A 24,805-nucleotide genomic window follows, 5' to 3' on the forward strand; every position below is an offset into this window, starting at 1 on the left:
CCCAGGCGATATAGTCGGCGGCCAGGAGCGGGTATCGGCACCCGCCTGAGGTAGTGGATGAGGTTTGCCGCGAAGATCCGAGACTGGCTGCTCGCCAACGACCCGGCGCTGTCGCGCCTGCGCATGGCCGGACGCGTGACCCTGACCGTCATCGCCGCGGTGGCCTGCCTTGCGCTCATCCACATCGCCGGCCTGGCGTTGCCGACGATCGCCTACGGACTTGCGATCATCCTGTCGATCGAAAGCGGCGTTGCGGTGCGCGACCGGCTGCCGTCCGACCAGCTGAAGACGCGGCTGATCGGCGGCGTGGTCAGCCTCGTCTGCGTCGGGCTGGCTGCGGTGCTCGAAGATTATCGCTACATTTCCGATCCGATGTTCCTGGTCGTCATTGCTGGCGCTACCGTCGGGCGCGTCTACGGACCGCGCGGATTTGCAGTCGGCATGTTCGCATTCACGTCCTATTTCATGGGCGCCTACCTCAAGCCGAGCCTTTCCGACCTTCCGCTGGGGGCCATCGGTCCGGTGATTGCGGTCGTTACCGGCCATCTGGTCCGCACCTATCTCCTGCCGGACGACTGGCGGCGGGATTTTCTGCAGTCGCTGGTGGCGATCCAGGGCAGGGTGGGCGATATCCTGATGAAGCTCGCGGTTCTGTCGAGCGGCGGGATCGTCTCGGATAGCGATCGGCGCGAATTGCGACAGCTCGAGGAGCGGTTGAAGGACGTCGTGCTGATGGCCGAGGGCTTCCTTCCCCGCACGGCAGACGGCACGATCGATCCGGAAGACGAACCGCTCACGTCTCTCATGATGAAGATCTTCGACGTGCACCTCGCTGCGGAAAGCGTGATCGTCCTCTCCTTCGAGGCGCTGCCGCCCTTCATGCTCGTCCATGCGCTGATCGAGGGCGACCAGGACATGGCCGAAAAGATCGTCGCCAGCCCGGCGGTCGCGGGCGACGACCGGGTGGCGGAAAGCGCAGCCGCCCTGATCTGGCTGCAGAAGGTCAGGATGGCCTTGACGGAAGCCATCGAGGTCGGGCGGCGCGACCGTTTCCGGGCCATCGAGGATGCAGCTGCCGCGCCGGGGTCGGCAAAAATCGATTTCTCGCTCAGGAACCCGGTGATGCGATCCGCGGTGCAGATCACGATCGCATCGAGCCTGGCGATGGTTTTCGGCCTGATGTTGTCGCGCGACCGCTGGTTCTGGGCTGTGCTGACTGCCTTCCTGATCTTCACGAACACCAAGTCGCGCGGCGATGCGGCGATCAGGGCCCTTCAGCGCTCGATCGGCACGCTGCTCGGCATTGCATCCGGGCTGGTGCTGGCAACGCTGATCGGCGGTTATCCGCTGATTTCCGTGCCGATCGCGGCGCTCTGCATCTTCCTCGGCTTCTACTGCCTGCAGATCTCCTATGCGGCGATGACCTTCTTCATCTCGATCGTGCTCTGCTTGGTCTACGGCCTGACCGGGGTGCTGACCCTCGACCTCCTCCAGCTCAGGATCGAGGAAACGCTGATCGGCGCGCTTGCGGGAACCATCGTCGCCTTCCTCGTTTTCCCGGCATCGACACGCTCGACCCTCGATCTCGCGCTGGGGCGCTGGTTCGATGGCCTGCGCGAGCTTCTTTCCGCGGTCAGGGAGGGCCGGAGCGGTTTTGAGATCATCGCACTCTCTCATAAGCTCGATGCCGCCTATCGCGAGGTCACGCTCGCCGCGCGCCCGCTTGGCACCACCTGGTCGGTCGTCAGCCGTCCGGGCCAGGTTCGCCAGACGCTCGGCATCTTCCTCGGCGCTACCTATTGGGCGCGGATCTTCGCCCGCAATGCGGTCCGGGCGGGGGGTAAGCCGGAAGGTGACGTGCTAGCGGCGCTGGAGGACGTATTGAACACCATCGGAGCGCTTTCGGCCCGCGGTTCGGAATGTTTCGTGGTAAAGCGCAAACTGAGCCGAGGTGCCAGCCGTCATCTGCCGATCTTCAAGCACGGCAGTCGCGTTGGCGTCGAAATGATCGGCACGATGCTGGGCAGGCTTTATCCCGCAACGGCATGAGGCTTGCCGATTTCCTCGGGCACCGGTATTCCGGCCGTCGGATTTGGATACGGAAACAGAAATGTCTGGCACGAACAGCGAGCGCGAACTCATAGCCGAAGGACCGGCGGTCATCCTGGTCGAGCCGCAGCTCGGCGAGAATATCGGCATGGTGGCGCGCGCCATGGCCAATTTCGGCCTCGCGGAACTGCGCCTGGTCAAACCGCGCGATGGCTGGCCTAGCGAAAAGGCCCGCTCCGCCGCCTCCAAGGCCGACCACGTGATCGACGGCACCAAGGTGTTCGAAACGCTCGAGGAGGCGATCGCCGACCTCAATTTCGTTTATGCGACGACCGCGCGCGAACGTTACGGCTTCAAGCCGGTGCGCTCGCCGGTGACCGCTGCTGAGACCCTGCGCACCAGGTTCAAGGCGGGCGAGAAGACCGGCATTCTCTTCGGCCGTGAACGCTGGGGCCTCACCAACGAGGAAGTGGCGCTCGCCGACGAGATCGTTACATTTCCCGTCAACCCCGCCTTTGCTTCGCTGAACATCGCCCAGGCCGTGCTTCTGATGTCCTATGAATGGATGAAGTCGGGCATGGACGATCTAACCGAGACGGTCTTTCTGCCGATCGAGCAGCGTCCTTCCACCAAGGAACAGGTCATTGGCCTGTTCGAGCACCTGGAAGAGGCGTTGGACGCCCGCAATTATTTCCATCCGCCCGCGAAAAAGCCAAGAATGATCGACAACCTCCGCGCAGTCATCTCGCGGCGGGGTTTTACGGAGCAGGAGATCAGCGTGTTCCGAGGCGTCATCAACTCGCTCGACCGTTTCCCCCGCGGATGGTCGAAAAAGGACGGGCCGAAGCCTGAAAAGGCCGATCTGCCCAAAGGGGTATCTGGGGAGAAGACGGGGAATGACGCAGACGAATGAATCGAAACCCGTGCTGATGTTCGATTCGGGCATCGGCGGGCTGACGGTGCTGCGCGAGGCGCGCGTGCTGATCCCGGAACGCGGCTTCATCTATGTCGCCGATGACGCCGGCTTTCCCTACGGCGACTGGGAGGAGCCGGCCCTGCGCGAGAGGGTGATCGCGCTCTTTGCAAAACTCCTCGATGAATACGATCCCGAAGTCTGCGTCATTTCCTGCAATACCGCTTTCACCCTGGTCGGCGCGGATCTGCGCGAGACTTTTCCAAAAATGACCTTTGTCGGCACTGTCCCGGCGATCAAGCCGGCTGCCGAACGCACCCGCTCCGGTCTGGTCTCCGTTCTCGCGACCCCCGGCACGGTCAAGCGCGCCTATACCCGCGACCTCATCCAGTCCTTTGCCACCCAGTGTCATGTGCGTCTCGTCGGCTCGCAGAACCTCGCCCGCATGGCGGAAGCGTATATTCGGGGCGAGACGATTTCCGACGAGGCGGTGCTGGCCGAGATCGCGCCCTGTTTCGTCGAGAAGGACGACCGGAAAACCGATATCGTCGTGCTCGCCTGCACCCATTACCCCTTCATGGCCAATGTGTTCCGCAGGCTCGCCCCCTGGCCGGTGGATTGGCTCGACCCCGCCGAGGCGATCGCCAGGCAGGCACGTCGAAAGGTGCCGCTGGTCGAGGGCGCCGAACACCCCGACAATTACGATTTCGCCGTATTCACCTCCGGCAATCCCGACTTCGCCACCCGCCGCCTGATGCAGGGTTTCGGTCTCAGGGCCTGAGCGCGACCGAGCAATGTGGCTTATTTGCCACGCTTTTTTCGCGATGACTGCAATTCGCGATTGTGCGCTTGCTCATCGGGCGATCTCGTGTATTATTTATCCATTCCGCAAATCGAACATAGGAGGCGTGAAATGAAGTCCATTACCATGTATATGCGCCTTTCTGGCGGAACGGCTATTGTGGCCTCGGTGTCTCGCACATCGATGCCGGCCGGCATGTGCTTCCAGGCTGCATAAGGCTGGATTTCCGCCATTTTGGCACTTTTCCCATTGATCTGACGTGACCGGCTGACGACGCGATTTACTGCGTTTCCTCGTCCGCATCCGCACGTCTTTCTTCATCTTAGAGGACCTGGTCGCGACATGCGCCGGGACGAAAAATCATGCGTGAATCACAATTTATGGTTGCTGACACCCTTTCGGCTGCGGTTCATGAACTCTGCCGCGAACATGGCGTCTGGAAGACGGCCGGTGCACTGCTCCTGGCAGCCTGGAGACGTCGTCAAGAAGAGAACCAAATCTCTGATCTTTCCAATCGGATGCGCCGTGATGTCGGTTTCCCCGAACTCGAGGACGACCGCGGAAATGTCCGGTTCATCCTTTGGGACCTCCGGCTGTGAAAAGACTGGGATGGGTCCCCGGCGGGCTTGCCGCCGGGGCCTCACATGAAGGTCCTATGTCTGGAGTTGAAACAATGACGGCCGTTTTCCGCAAACTTTGCCGTGACGATATGGCGGAGGCTGCGAGCGTTCACTGTACGTCCTCCAAAGAACGGCTGCCGTGGCTCGCTCAGCTTCACACGCCGGAGGAGGATCGTGGATACTGGAGAGGGCATCTCTTCGCGACCTGCGACATCTGGGGCGCCGAAAGGGACGGCACCTTGCTCGGCGTCATCGCCTTTCGCAAGGATTGGGTCGACCAGCTCTATATCCTGCCGAGCGTGCAGGGGCAGGGGATCGGTTCCCGGCTCCTGGACATCGCCAAAGGAGCCCATCCGCAGCTTTTTCTCTGGACCTTCCAGCGCAATACCGCAGCCCGCCGTTTCTATGAGACGCATGGTTTCGTCGCAACCGAGGAGACTGATGGCTCAGGCAATGAGGAGAAAGAGCCGGATGTCCTCTATCGCTGGCGCATGACGACTGAATAAACACCGCTTGCAAACTGAAAAATTCGGTGGCTTGCTCCCTCTATTCCATGGAGGAGAATCCGCATGTCGCTTGAACACTGGCTCGCTTTCGTCGCCGCTTCGTCGGTTCTCCTGGCCATTCCCGGGCCGACGATTCTGCTCGTCATTTCCTATGCGCTGAGCCATGGCCGCAAGGTGGCGTCCGCCACCGTCGCCGGCACGGCCTTGGGCGATTTCACGGCGATGACCGCGTCCATGCTCGGGTTGGGCGCTCTGCTTGCGACCTCTGCGGCACTCTTCACGGTGCTGAAATGGGTGGGCGCCGCTTACCTCATCTATCTCGGTATCAAGCTCTGGCGCGCGCCGGTTTCCGAACGGGCCGCCGATCTCGGCGAAGCTGAGGTGACATCCGTAAAGCCGTTCAAGATTTTCCTGCATACCTATGTGGTCACCGCACTGAACCCGAAGAGCATCGTCTTCTTCGTGGCCTTCCTGCCGCAGTTCCTGGACCTCAGCCAGCCGCTGTTTTTCCAGATGGTCGTCTTCGAAGTGACCTTCCTGGTGCTCGCGACCCTGAACGCCACGCTCTACGGCCTGCTGGCCTCGATGGCGCGCAACACGATCCGCAAGCCGAAAGTCCAGCGGATCGTCAACCGCACCGGCGGTTCGTTGATGATCGGTGCCGGCCTGCTGTCGGTCGGCTTCAAGCGCGCAGCCGCCTGAGCTTCGTCAAGGAGGAACAGCTGATGATCACCGGGCGTTGCCATTGCGGCGAGACCGTTTTCGAGATCAAGGGTGAACTGCCGCAGGCACTCACCCGCTGCACCTGCACTTACTGCTCAAGGCGCGGCGCGCTCCATGCCTATTACGAGCCGGCGCAGGTGAAGGTCACGGCCAATGCTGCGAGCGACAAGGTCTATCGCTGGAATTCCAAAATGGTGGCGCATCATTTCTGCGGCACATGCGGCTGCACCACCTATAGCGACAGCCCGGATTTCCAGATGGACGGCACCTGGGACGGCAAGACCCGGCGTATCGCCGTGAATGCACGGCTGTTCGACGATTTCGACGCCGAGGAATGGCCTCACACGGTCATCGACGGCCGGCATCTCTGGTAGGAGAAGAGCGATGAGTGACGTTACCCTGCTTGCTTTCGCGATCGTCGCGTTCATCGGTATCGCCACACCCGGACCGACCGTGCTGCTGGCGCTCACCAATGGCTCGCGTTACGGCCTTCGCCGTGCTCTGCCGGGCATGGCAGGCGCGATGATCTCCGATTTCGTATTGATCGGTGCAGTTGCGCTCGGCCTCGGCGCTTTGCTGGCGGCCTCCGAATTCTGGTTCTCGGTCGTCAAGTGGATGGGTGCCGGCTATCTCGCGTTTCTAGGCCTGATGCTTCTGCGCTCGAAAGGCTCGCTTGACGTAACGGCAGGCGCTGCTGCCGCCGGTTCGGGTTCCGCGACGTCAATCTTTCTGAAGAGCTTCCTCGTCGCTGTGACCAATCCCAAGGGATACCTGTTTTTCTCGGCTTTCCTGCCGCAATTTATCGTCCCGGATGCGCCACAGTTTCAGCAATATGCGATCCTGGCGCTCGTCTTCGCGCTGATCGACATGGCCGTCATGTTCGGTTATGCGCTGCTCGGCTCGCGGGCTGTGCATCTTCTGAAGAAGAAGGGCGCGCTCTGGCTCGACAGGCTCTGCGGCGGGGCGCTTCTGGCGCTTGCCGGCTCGCTGGCATTCTATCGTCGCGCGGCATCCTGAGCGGTTTCGCAAAGGCCTGTGCATTTTCGATCTTGCCCGGCGAAACGAATCCCGATCTCTGTTAGAGTTCTGGAGTCGCGGCTTCTAACGGTCACCGCGAAGAGACAGCATACGAGGTAAGTGCATTGCAGGTCGGCATCGATATGGGAATTGTGTCCGGGGGCGATCCGGCCAAGCTCGATATCGAGGAGCTTCTGGCGACCCGTCTGCTCGTGCAGGGAAATTCCGGCTCCGGCAAGTCGCATCTCCTGCGCCGCCTGCTGGAACAGTCCGCGCCCTGGGTGCAGCAGGTGGTGATCGATCCGGAAGGCGATTTCGTCACTTTGTCTGAAAAATTCGGCCATGTGGTGGTCGATGGCGAGCGCAGCGAGGCCGAGCTTGCCGGCATCGCCAACCGTATCCGCAAGAATCGCGTCTCCTGCGTCCTGACGCTCGAGGGCCTCGATCTCGAAGAGCAGATGCGCGCTGCCGCCGCTTTCCTGAACGGCATGTTCGATGCCGACCGCGAATACTGGTATCCGGTCCTGGTCGTGGTCGACGAGGCGCAGATGTTTGCGCCATCGGTCGGCGGCGATGTGTCGGAAGACGCCAGAAAGCTTTCGCTGGGTGCGATGACCAACCTGATGTGCCGTGGTCGAAAGCGCGGCCTTGCCGGCGTCATCGCCACCCAGCGCCTCGCAAAGCTCGCCAAGAACGTCGCCGCGGAAGCCTCGAATTTCCTGATGGGCCGCACCTTCCTCGATATCGACATGGCGCGTGCCGCCGATCTGCTCGGCATGGACCGCCGCCAGGCGGAAATGTTCCGTGACTTGAAGCGCGGCAACTTCGTCGCCCTCGGCCCGGCACTGTCGCGCCGCCCGTTGCCGATCGTCATCGGTACGGTCGAGACGTCGGCGCGCTCTTCGAGCCCGAAGCTGATGCCGCTGCCGGATGCACCGCAGGATGTCGAAGACCTGATCTTCACGCCGGATCCGGAAGAATTCACCCGGCCGATGGTCCGCCGTGCCCCGCCGGCGCCGCGGCCGACGACGGATATCCTGGCCGAACTGTCCCGCTCGACACCCGCCGCCGTGGCTGTGCCGCAGGAGCCGCGCGTCGCCCAGCCGGAATTGTCCGCCGAAGAGCGCGAAGAACGGCTGTCGGCCGTCCTGTCTGAAATTCTCGACGATCCGCAATCCGCCTACCGGACGGATTCCGTCCTATATCAGGATTTTCTGGTGCGCGCCCGGATGCGGCGCCTGCCGGGTCCGCCGCTCTCGCTCGGTGAATTCCGCCGGCGCACGGCGATCGCCCGCTCGGGTGTCGACGAGGAAACCGCTTCCGGCGAGGCCTGGGGGACGGCGCTGTCGCTGTCATCCGGCGTTTCGGATGACCTGCAGGGCGTTTTCCTGCTGATGGCGAAGGCGGCAATATTAGGCGAGCCATGCCCGTCGGATGCCCGGATCGCCCGCGCCTACGGCACCCATTCGGCACGTCGCGCCCGTCGTCTGCTCGGCTATTTCGAGGAACAGGGTCTGATCATCGTACATTCAGACTTTTCGGGCAAACGCATCGTTGCCTTCCCGGATCTCCAAGCCGAAACAGCGCCCGGCAGCGCCGACGCGCCGGATGAGGGCGAGGCGAGGGCCGCTGCCGAATAGGCGGTCAGTGGATGTGAAAATGCGCTTCCACCGCCGCGGCGATAAAGGCGCGCCGGGCTTCCGAAGGCCTCGACTTCCCCTTCAACGCTTCGTCGCAAACCTGTTCCGCCAGATGATGCTGACTGCCGTGATAGGCCGGCCAGAAGCGGTCGAGGACTGTTTTCGCCTCGCGTACCGTCTTGACGGTGCGGACCATGCCGGTTTCGGGATTTTCGATCCTGATCGGGCTGCTCCAGAGTTTCGATTTCATGACACGACACCTCCTTCCCTTAAGATGGTACGAAGCCCTTGCTCCGTCAAAAAAGCCTGCAGACAGCCTTGCCGAAAGGTTAAGAGAGGGTGCAGTTGACATTCCTGTGACATCCGCCTAAACACCGCGCCAACGCCGGGCCGAAAGACCCGGTGTTTCACTGACATGTCCCGTGGTTTTCTCCGGACGCTTTCGTGAGAGACCTGTCAGAGCTCTTAAATCAGGGCTCAGAGGAGGGCGTGTTTCCTTGATCCGGCTTGGCAACAAGTCGGTGTAACCGTTTGATAAGGAAATACGATGAGCAAGCGCGAATCGTCCAAATACAAGATCGACCGCCGTATGGGCGAAAACATCTGGGGTCGTCCGAAGTCCCCGGTGAACCGCCGCGAATACGGCCCGGGCCAGCACGGCCAGCGCCGCAAGGGCAAGCTTTCCGACTTCGGCGTGCAGCTGCGCGCTAAGCAGAAGCTCAAGGGCTACTACGGTGATCTGCGCGAAAAGCAGTTCCGCTCCATCTATGACGAAGCCAACCGCCGCAAGGGCGACACTTCGGAAAACCTGATCGGTCTGCTCGAATCGCGCCTCGACGCGATCGTCTACCGCGCCAAGTTCGTTCCGACGGTCTTTGCTGCCCGCCAGTTCGTCAACCATGGCCACGTCACCGTCAACGGCGTTCGCGTCAACATCGGTTCCTACCGTTGCAAGGCCGGCGACGTCATCGAAGTCCGCCAGAAGTCGAAGCAGCTCGTCACGGTTCTCGAAGCCGTTTCGCTCGCTGAACGCGACGTTCCGGACTATATTGAAGCCGACCACAACAAGATGGTTGCCACCTTCGCCCGCATTCCTGGCCTGAGCGACGTTCCTTACGCCGTCATCATGGAACCGCAGCTGGTCGTCGAATTCTACTCGCGTTGATGAATTGCCCTTCGGGGCGGTTCTGCGACACAAAAGAAAAGCCGCCTTTCGGGGCGGCTTTTTTCGTTTGATCGGACAGGTTGGCCAGAGTTGCCGCCTTCACTTCGAGGCGGCTTTTTTCTTCTCGCTGGCAAGTTCCGTGGTGGTCGCGGTCGTGTCCGTGGACTGGGAGGTCGCGACAGGCGCTTCCTTCGGGCCTTCGCCCATGCGATTCCAGGCGTCGAGGCCGGCGATCTTGTAGGCTTCGGCGAGCGTCGGGTAGTTGAACGTGTTCTCGACGAAATATTCGACCGTGCCTTTCAGGTTCAGGACCGCCTGGCCGATGTGGACAAGTTCGGTCGCACCTTCGCCGACAATATGGACGCCGAGCAGGCGGCGGGTCTTCAGCGAGAAGATCAGCTTCAGGAGGCCGGTATCGAGGCCCATGATGTGGCCGCGCGAGGTCTCGCGGAAGCGGGCGATGCCGCATTCGTAGGGAATGCCGCGCTCCTTCATTTCCTCTTCGGTGAGGCCGCAGGTGGAGATTTCCGGCACGGCATAGATGCCGTAGGGGAAATATTTCTGCGGTTCCTTGGCGATCGCGCCGACGGCGACTCGCGCCGCGACGCGGCCCTGTTCCATCGAGGTCGAAGCAAGGCTCGGAAAGCCGACAACGTCGCCGGCAGCGTAGATGTTGGGAACGGAGGTCTCGAAGGTTTCCGGATTGACCTTGAGGCGGCCGCGGCTGTCGGCTTCGAGGCCGGCTGCGGCGAGGTTCAGCGTATCGGTGGCGCCCATGCGGCCGGCGGCGAACAGCACCATGTCGGTAATGATCTGGCGGCCGCTGTCGACATGCACCAGAACCTTGCCGTCCGGCAGGCGCTCCACCTTGTCCGCCTTCTGGCCGAGCAGCAGTTTCATGTTGCGGTCGCGCAGCTGGTAGGTGAAGTCTTCGACGATTTCCTTGTCGATGAAGTCGAGCATGGTCGGCTTCGGATCGATGACGGTCACGGCAGCATCCAGTGCACTGAAGATCGTCGCATATTCGATGCCGATAACGCCGGCGCCGATGACCACCATCGAACGGGGGAGCTGGTCGATTTCGAGCAGCTCGTCGCTGTCGAGAACCGTCTTGCTGTCGAATGGCATGTAGTCGGGGCGGAAAGGCTTGGTGCCGACCGCGAGCAGGATCGACTTGCCCATGACGTGCATGACGTCGCCGTCGTCCTTGGCGATTGCCATCGTGTCGGGCGTGACGAAAGTCGCCTTGCCACGGATGCTCTGGACGCGATTGCGGGCGAACTGGTGTTCCAGCACTTCGACCTCATGGTCGAGCGTGATCAGCAGGCGGCGACGCAGATCCTCCGCACTGATTTCCTGCTTGACCCGGTAGGCTTTGCCGTAGAAGCCGCGCTCGCGCCAGCCGGACAGGTTGAGCGCCGTTTCGCGCAACGTCTTCGACGGGATCGTGCCGGTATGGACCGAGACGCCACCGACCCGCTTGCCCTGTTCGACGACCAGAACCTTCTTGTCGAGCTTGGCTGCCTGGATGGCCGCGCGGCGACCGGCCGGTCCGCTGCCGACGACGATGAGGTCGTATTGGTTCATGGGATGCTCCGCTCCGAATCTGACGGCTGCCGCAATGCGGCAGCGCTTACGAATCCCTTTGTAGTCACCTATTCTAAAGTTTTGATTGCGGCTCGTCCAAGCCTTGATTTCAATCTGCATGCATCAATTTTGTGCACTGCAAGAATTGCCGAAAAATTAACTTGACGGAGGTCCGGAAATGCCGTCCATTCGGACCAATCAGAAATTGGTACGATGAATGGTACAGGATAAAGCCGGCGAGGCTCATGACAATTCGAGCTATGCGCTGGATCGCCTGAGGGAGCTTTTAAGGGCGGGAGAATTCGGTTCCGAGGGCCGCTTGCCGACCGAACGGGCTTTGACCGACATGCTCGGTATCAGCCGGCGCGCGGTGCGACGTGCACTCGAGGTGCTCGAATCCGAAGGTCTCATCTGGCGCCGCCAGGGCTCAGGCACCTTTATCGGCGAAAGGCCGAGCGAGTGGAGCAACCATGTGGGCGCGATCGTCGCCGGCACGGACTTCATGGAGATCATGGAAGTCCGTCTGAGGATCGAACCGCAGCTCGCCCAGCTGGCGGCCATGCGTGCCAAGCCGGCGGATATCGCCAAGATGTACGAGATCGCCTCGAAGATCATCGAGAGCAGCGATGCCGACGCCCGCGAACTGTGGGATGGAACGCTGCACCGGCTGATCGCCCAGAGCGCCGGCAACCAGCTTTTCTTGTCGATCTTCGACGTCATCAATCGCGTCCGCCAGGATGAGGCATGGCGGGCGATCCGCGAGCGCGCCCGCTCCAGCGGCAATGCGGTCAACATCTCGTTTGCCCAGCACAAGACCATCATAGAGGCGATCGCCGCCCGTGATCCGGTGCAGGCGGGGGAGGCGATGCGCGAACACCTGCTGATGCTTCAGGAGCGGCTCATCCGCGCGACGTCCCTTGGCTCCGTGGAACAGGGATCGCTCAGCGAAGCAAGCTGAATGGCCGCCACGCGGCCCACCACCAGAAGCCGGAAACCGGCCAAGACTAAAAACAGGAACCTAAAAACAAGAGAGGAATGTTCATCATGATGCGACTTACCAAGCTTACGACCGCGCTGCTGGCCGGCGCGCTTTTCGCCTTTCCGGCGCTTGCGGTCGATTTGCGCATCGGCCTGCAGGACGATGCCGACGTTCTCGATCCCGCCCAGTCCCGCACCTTCGTCGGACGTATCGTCTATACCGCCATGTGCGACAAGCTGGTCGACGTTTCGCCCGACCTGAAGATCGTCCCGCAGCTCGCCACCGAGTGGAAATGGTCCGCCGATGGCAAGGAACTGACGATGAAGATCCGGGATGGCGTCAAGTTCCATGACGACACCCCGCTCGATGCCGCCGCCGTGGTTGCCACGATCGAACGCAACATGACCCTGCCGGAATCGCGCCGCAAGAGCGAGCTGACCTCCGTCGCCAAGGTCGAAGCGACCGGGCCGCTGGAAGTCAAGTTCACCCTGAAGTCCCCGGACGTGACGCTGCTCGCCCAGCTCTCCGACCGCGCCGGCATGATCGTCTCGCCGACCGCCGCCAAGGCGCTCGGCGCCAATTTCGGCTCGAAGCCGGTCTGCGCCGGTCCGTTCAAGTTTGTCGAGCGCGTCCAGCAGGACCGCATCGTGCTCGAAAAGTTCAAGGATTACTGGGCCAAGGACAAGATCTTCGTCGACAAGGTCACCTACCTGCCGATCCCGGATACGACCGTCCGCCTCGCCAACTTGCAGTCGGGCGACCTAGACTTCATCGAACGCCTGGCTCCGACCGACGTTGCTGCCGTCAAGGGCAATTCGGGCCTGAAGTTCGACGCGACCGTCAACATCGGTTACATGGCTCTTTACGCCAATATCGCCAACGGTGCGCGCGCCGACAATCCGTTCGGCAAGGACAAGCGCCTGCGCCAGGCCTTCTCGCTGGCGATCGACCGCGACGCCATGAACCAGATCGTCTACGAAGGCACCGCTGTGGGCGGCAATCAGCCGTTCCCGCCGAACAGCCCGTGGTTCAACAAGGCGATCCCGGTTCCGGCCCGCGACGTCGCCAAGGCCAAGGCCCTGATCAAGGCCGCCGGTTTCGATCGTGTCCCGGTCGAGCTGCAGATCCCGAACAATCCGGTCGCCCAGCAGATGATGCAGATCCTGCAGTCGATGGTTGCCGAAGCCGGTTTCGACGTCAGCCTGAAGTCGACCGAGTTCGCCACCCTGCTCGAAGAGCAGACCCGCGGCAACTTCCAGCTCAGCCGCTCCGACTGGTCCGGCCGTGTCGATCCTGATGGCAATATCCATCAGTTCATCAGCTGCAAGGGCGGCATCAACGACGTGAAATACTGCAACCCGGACGTCGACAAGCTGCTCAACGAAGCACGCGCCTCGACCGACGATGCGGTCCGCAAGCAGAAGTACGACGCAGCTTCCGTGATCCTCAACGAAGACATGCCGGTCATCTATCTCGGCCATCAGTCTTGGATCTGGGCCTACAAGAAGAACATTACCGGTTTCGTGGCCAGTCCCGACGGCATGATCCGCCTGCAGGGCGTCAAGAAGGGCTAAACCTCCCATGCCGCATGGGAGTGAACCCATGCGGCACTTTTCCGCATCGCTTCGTAACAATGTTGCTCAACGGGGGACGGCGTCATGCCTGTCTACATCGGAAAGCGTCTGCTGGTCGCCATCCCGACCTTGCTGATCATCTCCATCTTTGTGTTTTCACTGCAGAAACTGCTGCCCGGCGATCCCATTCTGGCGATGGCCGGCGAGGAGCGTGACCCGGCGGTCATCGAATTCCTGCGCGACAAATACCGGCTGAACGATCCGGTCGTGGTGCAATATTTCTATTGGCTGGGCGGCGTGCTGACCGGCGACTTCGGCATCTCGCTGCGCACCAACCAGCCTGTCCTGGAACTGATCCTCCAGAAGCTGCCGGTGACGATCCAGCTCGCGGTGATGGCGATGTTCTTCGCCATGCTGATTGGCATACCGATCGGCATCCTGGCCGCGGTCAAGAAGAACACGTTCATCGATTACATCGCCAATGTGCTGGCGCTGACCGGCCTGTCGATCCCGAATTTCTGGCTCGGCATCATGCTCATCCTGTTGATCTCCGTGCAGCTCGGCTGGCTTCCGGCCTCGGGCTTTGAGTCGATCTTCGTCGATCCCGTCCGGTCCCTGCAGACCATGGTCATGCCGGCCTTCGTGCTCGGCAATGCGCTGGCGGCGACGCTGATGCGCCATACCCGCTCGGCGATGATCGGCGTGCTCAGCGCCGACTATATCCGCACCGCCCGCGCCAAGGGTCTGTCGCCGCGCGAAGTGGTGCTCAGCCACAGTTTCCGCAATGCGCTCCTGCCGGTCGTGACGCTGTCGGCGCTGCTGTTCGGGGAGCTGCTCGCCGGTGCGGTGCTGACCGAGCAGATCTTCACCATCCCGGGCTTCGGCAAGCTCATCGTCGATGCTGTCTTCAACCGCGACTATGCGGTGGTGCAGGGCGTCGTGCTGTGCACGGCAGTTGGCTTCATCCTCATGAACCTCATCGCCGACGTGCTTTACGTCCTCCTCAATCCGCGTCTGAGGGCCACCCTATGACCACGATCGACCAAGCGCCGCCGGTTGCGGCAGCCAAGCGCGACAGGAGCCGCGCCTGGCGCAAGATGAAGAAGAACAGGAGCGCGCTGGTCGGCGCCGTTATCGTCCTGTTCTTCGCAATCCTTGCGGCCAGCGCCCCGATCCTGCCGATCATCGATCCCGTCGCGACGAGCTGGACGGCGATCCGAAAGGCACCTTCGACCATGTACTGGCTCGGCACCGACGATCTCGGCCGCGACATCCTTTCGCGGATGATCTGGGGCGCCCAGGCATCGCTGATGGCCGGGGTGTTCTCGGTCGCCATTGCGGTCGGCATCGGCGTGCCCTTCGGCCTGATCTCGGGTTATTTCGGCGGCTGGGTGGATATGGTGATCTCGCGTATCACCGAGGCTTTGCTCGCCATGCCTTTCCTGATCATGGCGATCGCGCTGGCGGCATTTTTGGGCCCGAGCCTGATGAATGCGATGATTGCCATCGGCCTGTCCGCCATGCCGATCTTCGTGCGCCTGACTCGCGGTCAGGTCCTGGCGGTCAAGACGGAGGACTATGTCGAAGGCGCCCGCGCTGTTGGCCTGAACCACTTCGAAATCATGACCCGCTACATCCTGCCCAACGTTTTCGCCCCCATCATCGTCCAGGCGACGCTGACGATCGCAACCGCGATCATCGCCGAGGCGAGCCTTTCCTTCCTCGGCCTCGGCCAGCAGCCGCCAGCCCCTTCCTGGGGCTCGATGCTGAACGTCGCCAAAAATTTCCTGAGCCAGGCGCCCTGGATGGCGATGTGGCCTGGCGCGGCGATCTTCCTCGTCGTCATCGGCTTTAATCTCCTCGGCGATGGCTTGCGCGATGCGCTGGATCCCCGCGAGGCATGACGGCCGCGCCAAGCAAGATTTGAAAGGACCAACACAATGACTGAGTTCACCACACGGCCGGAAATCCTCGGCACGTTCGGGGTCGTCACCTCGACCCACTGGATCGCTTCGGCCGTCGGCATGGCGATCCTCGAAAAGGGCGGCAATGCCTTCGATGCGGCGGTCGCGACCGGCTTCGTGCTGCAGATCGTCGAGCCGCATCTCTGCGGCCCGGGCGGCGACATGCCGGCCATCTTCTATTCGAAGAAGAAGGACAAGGTCGAAGTCATCTGCGCCCAGGGGCCCGCACCGGCCGGCGCGACGATCGAGCATTACACGTCGGAAGGCCTGAAGCTGATCCCCGGCGACGGGCTGCTGGCGACCGTCATCCCCGGCGCCTTCGACGGCTGGATGCTGATGCTGCGCGACTACGGCACGATGAGCGTGCGCGACGTGCTCGAGCCGGCGATCTATTACGCCGAGCACGGCCACCCGATGCTTGCCCGCGTTTCCGCCACCATCAAGGGACTGGCGAACTTCTTCGAGACCGAGTGGCCGACGTCCTACGCGACCTGGCTTCCGGGCGGCGTGGCTCCCGAAGCGCAGAGCAATTTCAAGAACCCAGTTCTCGCCGAAACCTGGAAGCGCCTCATCGCCGAGGCTGAAGCCAAGACCGGCCGCGAAAACCAGATCGAGGCGGCCCGGGACGCCTTCTACCGCGGCTTCGTGGCCGAGGCGATCGACCGCTACGTCTCGACGGCCGAAGTCATGGATGCGAGCGGCGCCCGCCACAAGGGTGTGCTGACCGCGCACGACATGGCCAATTGGCAGGCGACCGTCGAGGCGCCGCAGACCTACGACTATCACGACTGGACCGTTGCCAAGACGCCTGCCTGGGGGCAGGGGCCGGTGCTCCTGCAATCCCTGGCGCTGTTGAAGGGCTTTGACCTCTCGGCAATGGATCCGGCCGGTCCGGATTTCGTGCACGTCGTCGTCGAGGCCATGAAGCTCGCCTTCGCCGACCGCGAAGTTTATTACGGCGATCCCGATTTCGCGCAGATCCCGACCGAATACCTGCTGTCGGAAGGTTACAATGCCGAGCGCCGCAAGCTGATCGGCAGCCAAGCCTCGCTGGAACTGCGGCCAGGCCGCGTGCCCGGCTACGACCACCAGTTCGATCTCACCATGGGAATGCTCGCCGAAGTCAGCGGCAAGGGCGCGGTCTATGAGCCGACCATGTCGCACCTGACCGAAAAGCGCGGCGATACGGTCCATATCGACGTTATCGACCGCTGGGGCAATATGGTCTCGACCACGCCGTCGGGCGGCTGGCTGCAATCCTCGCCGATCGTACCCGGCCTCGGTTTCGCCCTGAACTCCCGCGCCCAGATGTTCTGGCTGAAGCCCGGCCTGCCGACTTCGCTGGAACCGGGCAAACGTCCGCGCACGACGCTCACCCCGTCGCTGGCTCTGCATCAGGGTCGCCCGACGCTGGTGTTCGGCACACCCGGCGGGGACCAGCAGGATCAATGGCAGCTGCCGTTCTTCCTGCGATACGTCCACCACAAGCCGAACCTGCAGGCGGCGATCGACATGCCGCTGTTCCACACCACGCATTTCCCCGGCTCCTTCTATCCGCGCACCAGCCAGCCGGGAAACATCATGGTGGAAAGCAATATCGGTGCCGACGTGCTCGCCGAACTGCGCAGCCGCGGCCACCAGATCACGGTTGCCGATCCCTGGAGCGTCGGCCGCCTGACCGCGGCACGCCGCGATGCGGATGGATTGCTGCGGGCCGCGGCAACGCCGCGCCTGATGCAGGCCTACGCGGTTGGGAGATAGCCATGACCTGGTCGATCGTCGCACGCGATCCGGAGACGGGTCACTTCGGAATCTCGGTCGCCAGCCGCTTCTTCGCGGTCGGCGCCGCAGTCCCGCATATCAAGGGCAGGGTAGGCGCTGTCGCCACCCAGGCCTTCGTCAGCCCGCTCTACGGCACGGATGGACTGAAGCTGCTGGAAGAGGGCAAGAGCCCGCAGGAGATCATTGAGACGCTGACGGCGCGCGATGACGGTCGCCGCCAGCGCCAGTTCCACCTGATTGACGCCAACGGCCGCAACGCCGCCTATACCGGCGAAATCTGCGTCGACTGGGCCGGCCATCTTGTCGACGACAACGTCTCCGTTGCCGGCAACATGCTGGCCGGGCCGCAGGTGATCGCCGAGACGCTGCGGGTCTATAAGCAAAAGGCGGACGAAGGCGCGCCGCTCGCCGAGCGCCTGCTTGCGGCTATGGATGCAGGCGAGGCCGCCGGCGGCGACAAGCGCGGCAAGCAGTCTGCCGCCATGGTTCTCTATCGCGACCAGGATTACCCCTGGCTGCGCATCAATGCCGACGACCACGCCGATCCGCTCAGCGAACTGCGCCGGCTCTATGCGGTAGCGCAGGAACGGTTCCTGCATGTCGCCGAAACTATGCCGACCCGCGAAAACCCGCACGGCATGATCGACCGCCGGGTCATCGACCAGAAGATCGCCGAGCTGGAAGCCGCCCGCGAAGCGGAAGGCCGCGCCTCGGCCTCCTTTGCCACTCCCTGGAAGCCCCAATGACGGAAGCCCCCAAGACGGAAGCCCCAATGACCGAGACACCTGTTCTTTCCGTCAGGAACCTGACGACATCCTTCCTCGTCGACGGCGAATGGAAAAGCGTCGTCCGCGACGTCTCCTTCGATGTGCATCCGGGCGAGACGGTCGCGATCGTCGGCGAAAGCGGCTCCGGCAAGAGCGTCACCTCGCTGTCGATCATGCGGCTGCTTGCGGCCAACACGAGCAAGATCGAGGGCAGCATCCTGCTCTCCGGCCGGGATCTCCTGTCGATCTCCGAAAAGGAGATGCGGGGTGTGCGCGGCAACGACGCCTCGATGATCTTCCAGGAGCCGATGACTTCGCTCAACCCGATCTTCACGATCGGGCGGCAAATCTCGGAAGTGCTGACGCGCCACAAGGGACTGTCGAAGGCCCAGGCGCGCGCCGAAACCGTGCGGCTGCTCGAAAAGGTCCGCATCCCGAACGCAGGCGCCCGGTTCGATGACTATCCGCACCAGTTCTCCGGAGGCATGCGCCAGCGCGTGATGATCGCCATGGCCTTGGCCTCGAAGCCGAGGCTGCTGATCGCCGACGAACCGACGACCGCGCTCGATGTCACCATCCAGGGACAGATCCTCGACCTGATCAAGGTATTGCAGGAAGAGGAGGGCATGTCGGTGCTCTTCATCACCCATGACATGGGCGTCGTCGCCGAGATCGCCGACCGCACCATCGTCATGTATCGCGGCGAGGCGGTCGAAAGCGGCCCGACCGAGGAGATCTTTCATCGCGGCAAGCACCCGTATACGCGGGCGCTTCTCTCCGCCGTGCCGCGGCTCGGCTCGATGCAGGACCGCAAATGGCCGACCCGTTTCCCGGTCGTCGACATCGCTACCGGCGAGACCGCCGAGCCCAAAGAAGTCGCCGGTACGGTCGATACCCGAAAAACCCCGGTACTGGCCGTCAAGAACCTCGTCACCCGCTTCGCCGTCCGCTCCGGCCTGTTCGCGACGCAGACGGGCTCCGTCCACGCTGTCGAGAACATTTCCTTCGATCTCTTCCAGGGAGAGACCTTGTCACTGGTCGGCGAATCCGGCTGTGGCAAGTCGACGACCGGCCGCTCGATCATGCGGCTGATCGAGCCCACCAGCGGCGACGTGGCGCTCGATGGCTACGACGTCCTGCGCCTCGACCAGACGGGCCTGCGCGACATGCGCAAGACCATCCAGATGATCTTCCAGGATCCGTTCTCGTCGCTCAACCCGCGCATGACGGTCGGCGCCGCAATCTCCGAGCCCTTCGTCAAGCACAAGCTCGGCAATGCGAAGGACGCCAAGGAAAAGACCGCCGACCTGCTCCGCAAGGTCGGCCTGTCGCCCGACATGGCAGGCCGTTATCCGCATGAATTTTCCGGCGGCCAGCGCCAGCGCATCGCCATTGCCCGCGCTCTGTCGCTCGATCCGAAGGTGATCGTCGCCGACGAAAGCGTCTCGGCGCTCGACGTGTCGATCAAGGCACAGGTCTGCAACCTGCTCCTCGACCTGCAGCAGAGCCTCAACCTCGCATTCCTGTTCATCAGCCACGATATGGCGGTCGTCGAACGGGTCAGCCATCGGGTGGCGGTCATGTATCTCGGCGAGATCGTCGAGATCGGCCCGCGCGCCGCGGTCTTCGACAATCCGCAGCATCCTTATACGAGGAAGCTGATGGCAGCCGTTCCGGTGCCGGATCCGGTCCGCCGCGGCATCCGCCGGGGCATTTCCAACGACGAGCTGAAGAGCCCGGTTCGTCCGATGGGTTTCCAGCCGCCGGCACGCCAGTATCGCGAGGTTTCCGAAGGCCATCTGGTGCAGGTGGCCTAAGGGCAGGCGCTCAGGCGGCTGCCCTGCGGCTCTCGACGAGCGCCCTGATCCTTTTGGCATCGTCCGCCGTGACCGGATTGAAGATGACGAGGCCGAGGTCCGGCCGGCCGTCGACTGTGAAGGATGAATATTCGAGCATGAGATCGCCAGCCGTCTCGTGACGGAAGTGCTTGAGGCCTGCGCCGTAGCTCTGGATATCGTAGTCCCGCCAGATGGCTTGGAACTCGGCGCTTGCGTTGCCGAGTTCGCCGACCAGTGCCTGAACCGCCTCCGACGCGCCGATGCGGGCCGCTTCGGCACGGAAGGCGGCGACGGCAGAACGCGCGTCACGCTCCCAGTTGACCATATGCCCCCGGACGCGGTCGTTGAGGAAGATCAGCTTCAGAATGTTGCGTTCTTCCGGCGGCAGGGTGGCATAGTCGGTCATCACCACCGCTGCCGCGTCGTTCCAGGCGACGACGTCCCAGAGCGGCGTGCGCACGACGGCTGGGCTGTAGACCAGCGAATCGAGCACGCGCTGAAGCTGCGGAGTGACAGGCTCGAAAGATCGGAAATGCATTTCGGGCGGCCGGTGCTGCGCCAGCAGGAAAAGATGCTCGCGCTCGGCATCGTTCAGCGACAGGGCCATGGCGAGCCGGTCGAGCACATCCGCAGAAGGCGCGCCGCCGCGGCCCTGTTCGAGCCAGGTGTACCAGGTGGCGCTGACATTGGCGCGCTGTGCCACTTCTTCGCGCCGAAGGCCGGGCGTGCGCCGGCGTGTCGAGGGTATTCCGAAGGCGGCCGGGTTCAATTTGGCCCGGCGGTCCTTCAGATAGTTTCCGAGAAGGTTTTCGTCCTCAATCGTCGACATGCTCAGCCTGTTAGTACCTATACCGGTAAGTCGTCACGGCTTTTTCGCCATCCGTAAAACCCTATCACAGCCTCGTCAGACAACTGAAGAGGACTATCATGCGTGTTTTTGTAACCGGCGCGACCGGGTTCGTCGGCTCCGCCGTCGTCAAGGAGCTGATCGAGGCAGGCCATCAGGTCCTGGGCCTTGCACGCTCGGATGCTTCCGCCGAGGCGCTTGCGATCGCCGGCGCCGAGGTGCATCGCGGCGCCCTGGAGGATCTGGAGAGCCTGAAGCGCGGAGCTGCCGTTTCGAACGCCGTCATCCACACCGGCTTCATCCACGACTTCTCGAAATTCAGGGAGAGTTGCGAGATCGATCGGCGCGCCATCGAAGCGCTTGGCGATGCACTCGCCGGCACCGACCGGCCCCTGATCGTCACCTCCGGCACCGGCCTGCTTTCGCCGGGCCAACTGGCGACCGAAGAAACGCCGCCCGCCTACGGCTCACCGGTTCCGCGCGTCTCGGAACAGACTGCATTCTCGGTGACCTCGGGCCCGCGCGTGTCGGTCGTCCGACTTCCGCCTTCGGTGCATGGCGACGGCGACCACGGCTTCGTCCCGATCCTCATCGACACGGCCCGCCGGAAAGGCGTCTCGGCCTACGTCGGCGATGGCGCCAACCAATGGCCCGCAGTGCACCGGTTCGACGCTGCCAGGCTGTACAGGCTCGTGCTGGAGAAGGGCGTTGCGGGCGCGCGGTATCATGCGGTCGCCGATGAGGGTATTCCGTTCCGCGATATTGCCGGCGTGATCGGAAAGCGGCTGAACCTGCCGGTGGTCGCAAAATCGCACGACGAGGCGGCCGAACATTTCGGGTGGTTCGCGCATTTCGTGGGAATCGACAACCGGGCTTCGAGCGCCTGGACCCGGGAACAGCTGGACTGGCAACCTACTCGACCGGGATTGATCGCGGATCTGGACCGGGAAGCCTATTTCGCTGCCTGAGGCAGCGAAAACTCAGATCAGCCTCAACCCCTTCAGGCTGACATGCCCATCCTTGCCGATGATGATGTGGTCGTGCACCGTGATGCCGAGAGGTTTTGCGGTGTCGACGATCGTCTTGGTCATGTCGATATCGGCGCGCGACGGGGTTGGATCGCCGCTCGGATGGTTGTGCACGAGGATGATCGCGGTCGCCGACAGTTCGAGCGCCCGGCGCACGACTTCGCGCGGATAGACAGGCGTATGGTCGACGGTACCGTGGCCTTGCACCTCGTCGGCGATCAGCGCATTCCGCTTGTCGAGGAACAGGATGCGGAACTGTTCGCGTGGCTCGTAGGCCATGATCGCATGGCAATAATCGATGACGGAAGACCAGGAGGACAGGACCTGCTTGCCGCGCAGCTCGCTTTTCAGCATCCGGTGACCGACGGTCGCGACGAGCTTCAGGTCGAGCGCCACCGCCTCGCCGACGCCCTTGACCTCCTGCAGCAGTCCGAGCGGCGCCCCCATGACTCCGGCAAGGGTTCCGAACCGGGCGATCAGCGCCTTGGCAAGCGGTTTCGTATCGCGGCGCGGGATCGACCGGAACAGCAGGAGTTCAAGGATTTCATAGTCGGCAAGTCCGGTATCGCCATGTTCGCGATACTTGGTTTTGAGGCGCTCGCGGTGCCCGTGGTAATGCGCACCCGGCTCTTCGTCGTCCATCGAGGCCGGTTTCTTGATGGCTTTCGGCTTGGTCAGCTGTTCGGCGAAAAAGCCGCGCTCGTCCTCGATGAAGGACGTCTGTTCGTCCGGTGGAGGAGCGGAGCGGCTGGCCATCCCCTACCTCGAAAGCGGTGGCAGGCCGGGTCGGTCGAAACCTCCAGGCGACAAGGTGAAGATCTCGCAGCCGGTGGCGGTGACGCCGATCGCATGTTCGTATTGCGCCGACAGCGACCGGTCGCGGGTGACAGCCGTCCAGCCGTCGGAAAGCACCTTCACATGCGGCTTGCCGAGATTGATCATCGGCTCGATGGTGAAGATCATGCCTTCCTTCATCTCCGGACCCTCGTCGGCGCGGCCGTAATGGAGGATGTTCGGCGAGTCGTGGAAAAGCCGGCCGACCCCATGGCCGCAGAAATCCCGCACCACCGAGCAGCGTTCCGCTTCCGCATAGGTCTGGATCGCCTCGCCGATCGCGCCGGTGCGGGCGCCCGGACGCACCGCCTCGATGCCGCGCATCAGGCATTCGTAGGTGACTTCGAGCAGGCGCTCGGAGGCGCGCTTGATCCCGCCCACCGGATACATGCGGCTCGAATCCCCGTGCCAGCCGTCGAGGATATAGGTGACGTCGATATTGACGATATCGCCTTCCCGCAAAGGCTTGTCGTCCGGAATGCCGTGGCAGACGACGTGATTGATCGAGGTGCAGGAGGATTTCGTGTAGCCGCGATAGTTCAGCGTCGCCGGCAGCGCCCCGTGGTCCATGCCGAACTCGAAGACGAAGCGGTCTATCGCGTTGGTGGTGACCCCGGGCTGCACGATCGAGGCAAGCTCGTCGAGGCAGCGCGCGGTCAGCAGGCAGGCCTTGCGCATGCCGGCAAAGTCCTCCGCACCATAGAGGCGGATCGCACCCGTATTCTTCAGGGGGGCGGAAACCGCCTCGATATAGTTGACCATGGTTCTTCTCTCGCAATCTCTCCGTTCATAAAGCAGCCAGGCCCGGTTCGTCCATGGCGATCGGAGATTTCAGCGCTTTTCTTCCCGACAATCCGAACGGGATGATTTGAAGAGAGCCTTTTAAAGTACTTCTTATAGGTCTATATAAGGTGCGAATTGGAGCACCTGGAGTCACCATGGTCAGCGTCGTCCTCGCCGAAGTCACCGCCAGCGTTTCCGAGCTGAAGCGCAACCCCATGGGTACCGTCGCAGCAGGAGACGGAGCCCCTGTCGCCATCCTCAATCGCAACGAGCCCGCCTTCTATTGCGTGCCTGCAAAGGCTTACGAAGCGATGATGGACCGGTTGGAAGACTTTGAGCTCAACGCACTGGCCGACAGCCGCGCAGGCGAGACTGTCATCAAGGTAACGCTGGATGAGCTATGAGCTCGCGTTTCTCGATGTTGCGCTGAAGGAATGGCGCAAGCTCGACTCGAACATCCGTGAGCAGTTCAAGAAGAAGTTGACCGAGCGTGTCGAAAATCCGCGCGTCGCTGCCGCCCAGCTTCATGAATCCAAGAACCGTTACAAGATTAAGCTGCGGTCCATCGGCTATCGCCTCGTCTATGAGGTTCGAGATGCGCAACTGGTCGTACTGGTAGTCGCCGTCGGTCGGCGGGATCGAGACGCGGTTTATAAGGCAGCCGAAAAGCGCTAGCCGAGATCTTCGACCGGGATCAGCCCCGCAGGCGTTATTTCCTCCGGCGAAACGCGGCAATGCAATGCATAGGCCTCGACGCCGCGGGACTTGGCGCGCTCGAAGGCGAGCGCATAGAATGGGTCGAGATCTCCGCAGATACGGAAACGCGAGCAGTCGTGCCGCTGGATGAGGTAGATCATCACCGCCCGGTGACCGGCCTCCGCCATGTCGCCCAGCTCTTCCAGATGTTTGGCGCCGCGTTTGGTGACGGTATCGGGAAATTCCGCCAGCCCCGGCTCACGGCAGAAATGGACGTTCTTGACCTCCACGTAAGCATTCGGCAGGTCGCCATCCAGAAGCAGGAAGTCGATGCGCGAATTGCGACCGTAGCGCTGTTCGCGCAGGATCGTCCGATAGCCGGCAAGGCTCGGAATCAGCCCGGCACGGATCGCCTCTTCCGTCAGCCGGTTCGGCAGGCCGGTATTGATGCCGACGCGCTCGCCGTCCACCTCGACCATCTCGAACATGTGCCGGTATTTGCGGGTGGGGCTGTCGTGCAGCGATACCCAGATCTTCGAGCCCGGCGTCGTCAGCCCTCGCATCGAGCCGGTATTGGGGCAGGAGCCGGTAAACGGCGTGCCGTCCTCCAGCACGGCGTCGAACAGGAAACGTTTGTAGCGTTGCAGGAGGGTCGCGGGCACCAGCGGCGGATCAAAACGCATCGGGATAA

The 24,805-nt window shown here is 62.6% G+C and carries 26 protein-coding genes; 20 read left to right on the forward strand and 6 right to left on the reverse strand.

Annotated elements, in window-relative coordinates; genetic code table 11:
- The first annotated feature begins 57 nt into the window (after positions 1–57).
- From ACSQ3G_RS06945 to ACSQ3G_RS06985, 9 genes are all read left to right on the forward strand, one after another.
- On the forward strand, positions 58–2,049 hold the full coding sequence (locus ACSQ3G_RS06945; RefSeq protein ID WP_436109495.1) for an FUSC family protein: 1,992 nt from the start codon (positions 58–60) through the stop codon (positions 2,047–2,049).
- A gap of 61 nt (positions 2,050–2,110) precedes the next feature.
- Positions 2,111–2,962, forward strand: a complete 852-nt coding sequence (locus ACSQ3G_RS06950) for an RNA methyltransferase (RefSeq protein ID WP_105437553.1) — start codon at positions 2,111–2,113, stop codon at positions 2,960–2,962.
- The gene (gene murI, locus ACSQ3G_RS06955) at positions 2,946–3,743 is read left to right on the forward strand and encodes a glutamate racemase (RefSeq protein WP_105419254.1); all 798 of its coding nucleotides are present in this window, start codon (positions 2,946–2,948) and stop codon (positions 3,741–3,743) included. Before ACSQ3G_RS06950 ends, murI begins: the two co-directional genes overlap by 17 nt.
- A gap of 383 nt (positions 3,744–4,126) precedes the next feature.
- Positions 4,127–4,363, forward strand: coding sequence for a DUF1127 domain-containing protein (locus tag ACSQ3G_RS06960; RefSeq protein WP_105424979.1), 237 nt, complete (start codon positions 4,127–4,129; stop codon positions 4,361–4,363).
- A 74-nt stretch (positions 4,364–4,437) separates the two neighbouring features.
- Complete coding sequence (locus ACSQ3G_RS06965) at positions 4,438–4,890, forward strand: GNAT family N-acetyltransferase (RefSeq protein WP_436109496.1); 453 nt, start codon at positions 4,438–4,440, stop codon at positions 4,888–4,890.
- A 63-nt stretch (positions 4,891–4,953) separates the two neighbouring features.
- Positions 4,954–5,592 carry a LysE family translocator gene (locus ACSQ3G_RS06970; RefSeq protein ID WP_105401198.1) on the forward strand — a complete coding sequence of 213 codons (639 nt, stop codon included), beginning with the start codon at positions 4,954–4,956 and terminating at the stop codon, positions 5,590–5,592.
- Between the two features lie 23 nt (positions 5,593–5,615).
- Positions 5,616–5,987 carry a GFA family protein gene (locus tag ACSQ3G_RS06975; RefSeq protein ID WP_105437557.1) on the forward strand — a complete coding sequence of 124 codons (372 nt, stop codon included), beginning with the start codon at positions 5,616–5,618 and terminating at the stop codon, positions 5,985–5,987.
- A 10-nt stretch (positions 5,988–5,997) separates the two neighbouring features.
- Positions 5,998–6,630 carry a LysE family translocator gene (locus ACSQ3G_RS06980; RefSeq protein WP_436109497.1) on the forward strand — a complete coding sequence of 211 codons (633 nt, stop codon included), beginning with the start codon at positions 5,998–6,000 and terminating at the stop codon, positions 6,628–6,630.
- Positions 6,631–6,755: 125 nt separating this feature from the next.
- Entirely contained in the window at positions 6,756–8,270 is a 1,515-nt protein-coding gene (locus tag ACSQ3G_RS06985; RefSeq protein WP_436109498.1) for a helicase HerA domain-containing protein, read from the forward strand.
- Positions 8,271–8,274: 4 nt separating this feature from the next.
- Here the strand turns inward: ACSQ3G_RS06985 and ACSQ3G_RS06990 are convergent, their stop codons facing one another.
- Positions 8,275–8,520, reverse strand: a complete 246-nt coding sequence (locus ACSQ3G_RS06990) for a DUF982 domain-containing protein (protein WP_046667938.1) — start codon at positions 8,518–8,520, stop codon at positions 8,275–8,277.
- A gap of 297 nt (positions 8,521–8,817) precedes the next feature.
- On the opposite strand from ACSQ3G_RS06990, the gene rpsD reads away from it, so the two are divergent.
- Positions 8,818–9,435: a 30S ribosomal protein S4 gene (gene rpsD / locus ACSQ3G_RS06995; protein ID WP_105424983.1), complete on the forward strand. Its 618-nt coding sequence runs from the start codon at positions 8,818–8,820 to the stop codon at positions 9,433–9,435.
- Positions 9,436–9,534: 99 nt separating this feature from the next.
- Here rpsD and sthA read toward each other — a convergent pair whose 3' ends face one another.
- The gene (gene sthA / locus ACSQ3G_RS07000; protein WP_436109499.1) at positions 9,535–11,022 is read right to left on the reverse strand and encodes a Si-specific NAD(P)(+) transhydrogenase; all 1,488 of its coding nucleotides are present in this window, start codon (positions 11,020–11,022) and stop codon (positions 9,535–9,537) included.
- Positions 11,023–11,239: 217 nt separating this feature from the next.
- Between sthA and ACSQ3G_RS07005 the strand changes: the two genes are divergently transcribed.
- The 7 genes from ACSQ3G_RS07005 (at position 11,240) to ACSQ3G_RS07035 (ending at position 19,905) form a co-directional block, all read left to right on the forward strand.
- Positions 11,240–11,980 (forward strand): FadR/GntR family transcriptional regulator, encoded by a 741-nt coding sequence (locus ACSQ3G_RS07005; RefSeq protein WP_046606239.1) that lies wholly within the window; start codon positions 11,240–11,242, stop codon positions 11,978–11,980.
- A gap of 89 nt (positions 11,981–12,069) precedes the next feature.
- A complete protein-coding gene (locus ACSQ3G_RS07010) occupies positions 12,070–13,575 on the forward strand; it encodes an ABC transporter substrate-binding protein (RefSeq protein WP_436111680.1) in 1,506 nt (501 codons plus the stop codon).
- A gap of 84 nt (positions 13,576–13,659) precedes the next feature.
- Positions 13,660–14,607, forward strand: a complete 948-nt coding sequence (locus ACSQ3G_RS07015; RefSeq protein ID WP_046636853.1) for an ABC transporter permease — start codon at positions 13,660–13,662, stop codon at positions 14,605–14,607.
- Entirely contained in the window at positions 14,604–15,479 is an 876-nt protein-coding gene (locus tag ACSQ3G_RS07020) for an ABC transporter permease (protein WP_436109500.1), read from the forward strand. Before ACSQ3G_RS07015 ends, ACSQ3G_RS07020 begins: the two co-directional genes overlap by 4 nt.
- Before the next feature lie 36 nt (positions 15,480–15,515).
- Complete coding sequence (locus ACSQ3G_RS07025) at positions 15,516–17,300, forward strand: gamma-glutamyltransferase family protein (protein WP_436109501.1); 1,785 nt, start codon at positions 15,516–15,518, stop codon at positions 17,298–17,300.
- Positions 17,301–17,302: 2 nt separating this feature from the next.
- Positions 17,303–18,067 (forward strand): DUF1028 domain-containing protein, encoded by a 765-nt coding sequence (locus tag ACSQ3G_RS07030; protein ID WP_436109502.1) that lies wholly within the window; start codon positions 17,303–17,305, stop codon positions 18,065–18,067.
- Positions 18,068–18,093: 26 nt separating this feature from the next.
- The gene (locus ACSQ3G_RS07035; RefSeq protein WP_436109503.1) at positions 18,094–19,905 is read left to right on the forward strand and encodes an ABC transporter ATP-binding protein; all 1,812 of its coding nucleotides are present in this window, start codon (positions 18,094–18,096) and stop codon (positions 19,903–19,905) included.
- 10 nt (positions 19,906–19,915) lie between these two features.
- Here ACSQ3G_RS07035 and ACSQ3G_RS07040 read toward each other — a convergent pair whose 3' ends face one another.
- Positions 19,916–20,755 (reverse strand): helix-turn-helix transcriptional regulator, encoded by an 840-nt coding sequence (locus ACSQ3G_RS07040; protein ID WP_436109504.1) that lies wholly within the window; start codon positions 20,753–20,755, stop codon positions 19,916–19,918.
- 98 nt (positions 20,756–20,853) lie between these two features.
- On the opposite strand from ACSQ3G_RS07040, the gene ACSQ3G_RS07045 reads away from it, so the two are divergent.
- Positions 20,854–21,741, forward strand: coding sequence for an SDR family oxidoreductase (locus ACSQ3G_RS07045; RefSeq protein WP_436109505.1), 888 nt, complete (start codon positions 20,854–20,856; stop codon positions 21,739–21,741).
- 12 nt (positions 21,742–21,753) lie between these two features.
- On the opposite strand, the gene radC is transcribed toward ACSQ3G_RS07045, so the two are convergent.
- Together radC and map are read right to left on the reverse strand one after the other, a co-directional pair.
- Complete coding sequence (gene radC, locus ACSQ3G_RS07050) at positions 21,754–22,557, reverse strand: RadC family protein (RefSeq protein ID WP_105419232.1); 804 nt, start codon at positions 22,555–22,557, stop codon at positions 21,754–21,756.
- A 3-nt stretch (positions 22,558–22,560) separates the two neighbouring features.
- Positions 22,561–23,397 carry a type I methionyl aminopeptidase gene (gene map, locus ACSQ3G_RS07055; protein WP_046667929.1) on the reverse strand — a complete coding sequence of 279 codons (837 nt, stop codon included), beginning with the start codon at positions 23,395–23,397 and terminating at the stop codon, positions 22,561–22,563.
- A gap of 176 nt (positions 23,398–23,573) precedes the next feature.
- Here map and ACSQ3G_RS07060 point away from each other — a divergent pair, with 176 nt between their 5' ends.
- Together ACSQ3G_RS07060 and ACSQ3G_RS07065 are read left to right on the forward strand one after the other, a co-directional pair.
- On the forward strand, positions 23,574–23,822 hold the full coding sequence (locus ACSQ3G_RS07060) for a type II toxin-antitoxin system Phd/YefM family antitoxin (protein WP_436109506.1): 249 nt from the start codon (positions 23,574–23,576) through the stop codon (positions 23,820–23,822).
- The gene (locus ACSQ3G_RS07065) at positions 23,812–24,093 is read left to right on the forward strand and encodes a type II toxin-antitoxin system RelE family toxin (RefSeq protein ID WP_436109507.1); all 282 of its coding nucleotides are present in this window, start codon (positions 23,812–23,814) and stop codon (positions 24,091–24,093) included. The genes ACSQ3G_RS07060 and ACSQ3G_RS07065 overlap by 11 nt, the downstream gene beginning before the upstream one ends.
- Here the strand turns inward: ACSQ3G_RS07065 and sfsA are convergent.
- The gene (gene sfsA / locus ACSQ3G_RS07070) at positions 24,090–24,797 is read right to left on the reverse strand and encodes a DNA/RNA nuclease SfsA (protein ID WP_436109508.1); all 708 of its coding nucleotides are present in this window, start codon (positions 24,795–24,797) and stop codon (positions 24,090–24,092) included. The two genes, ACSQ3G_RS07065 and sfsA, sit on opposite strands and share 4 nt — an antisense overlap.
- Positions 24,798–24,805 lie beyond the last annotated feature (8 nt).

This window comes from Neorhizobium tomejilense, from assembly GCF_964254135.1.
Lineage (GTDB): Bacteria > Pseudomonadota > Alphaproteobacteria > Rhizobiales > Rhizobiaceae > Neorhizobium > Neorhizobium tomejilense.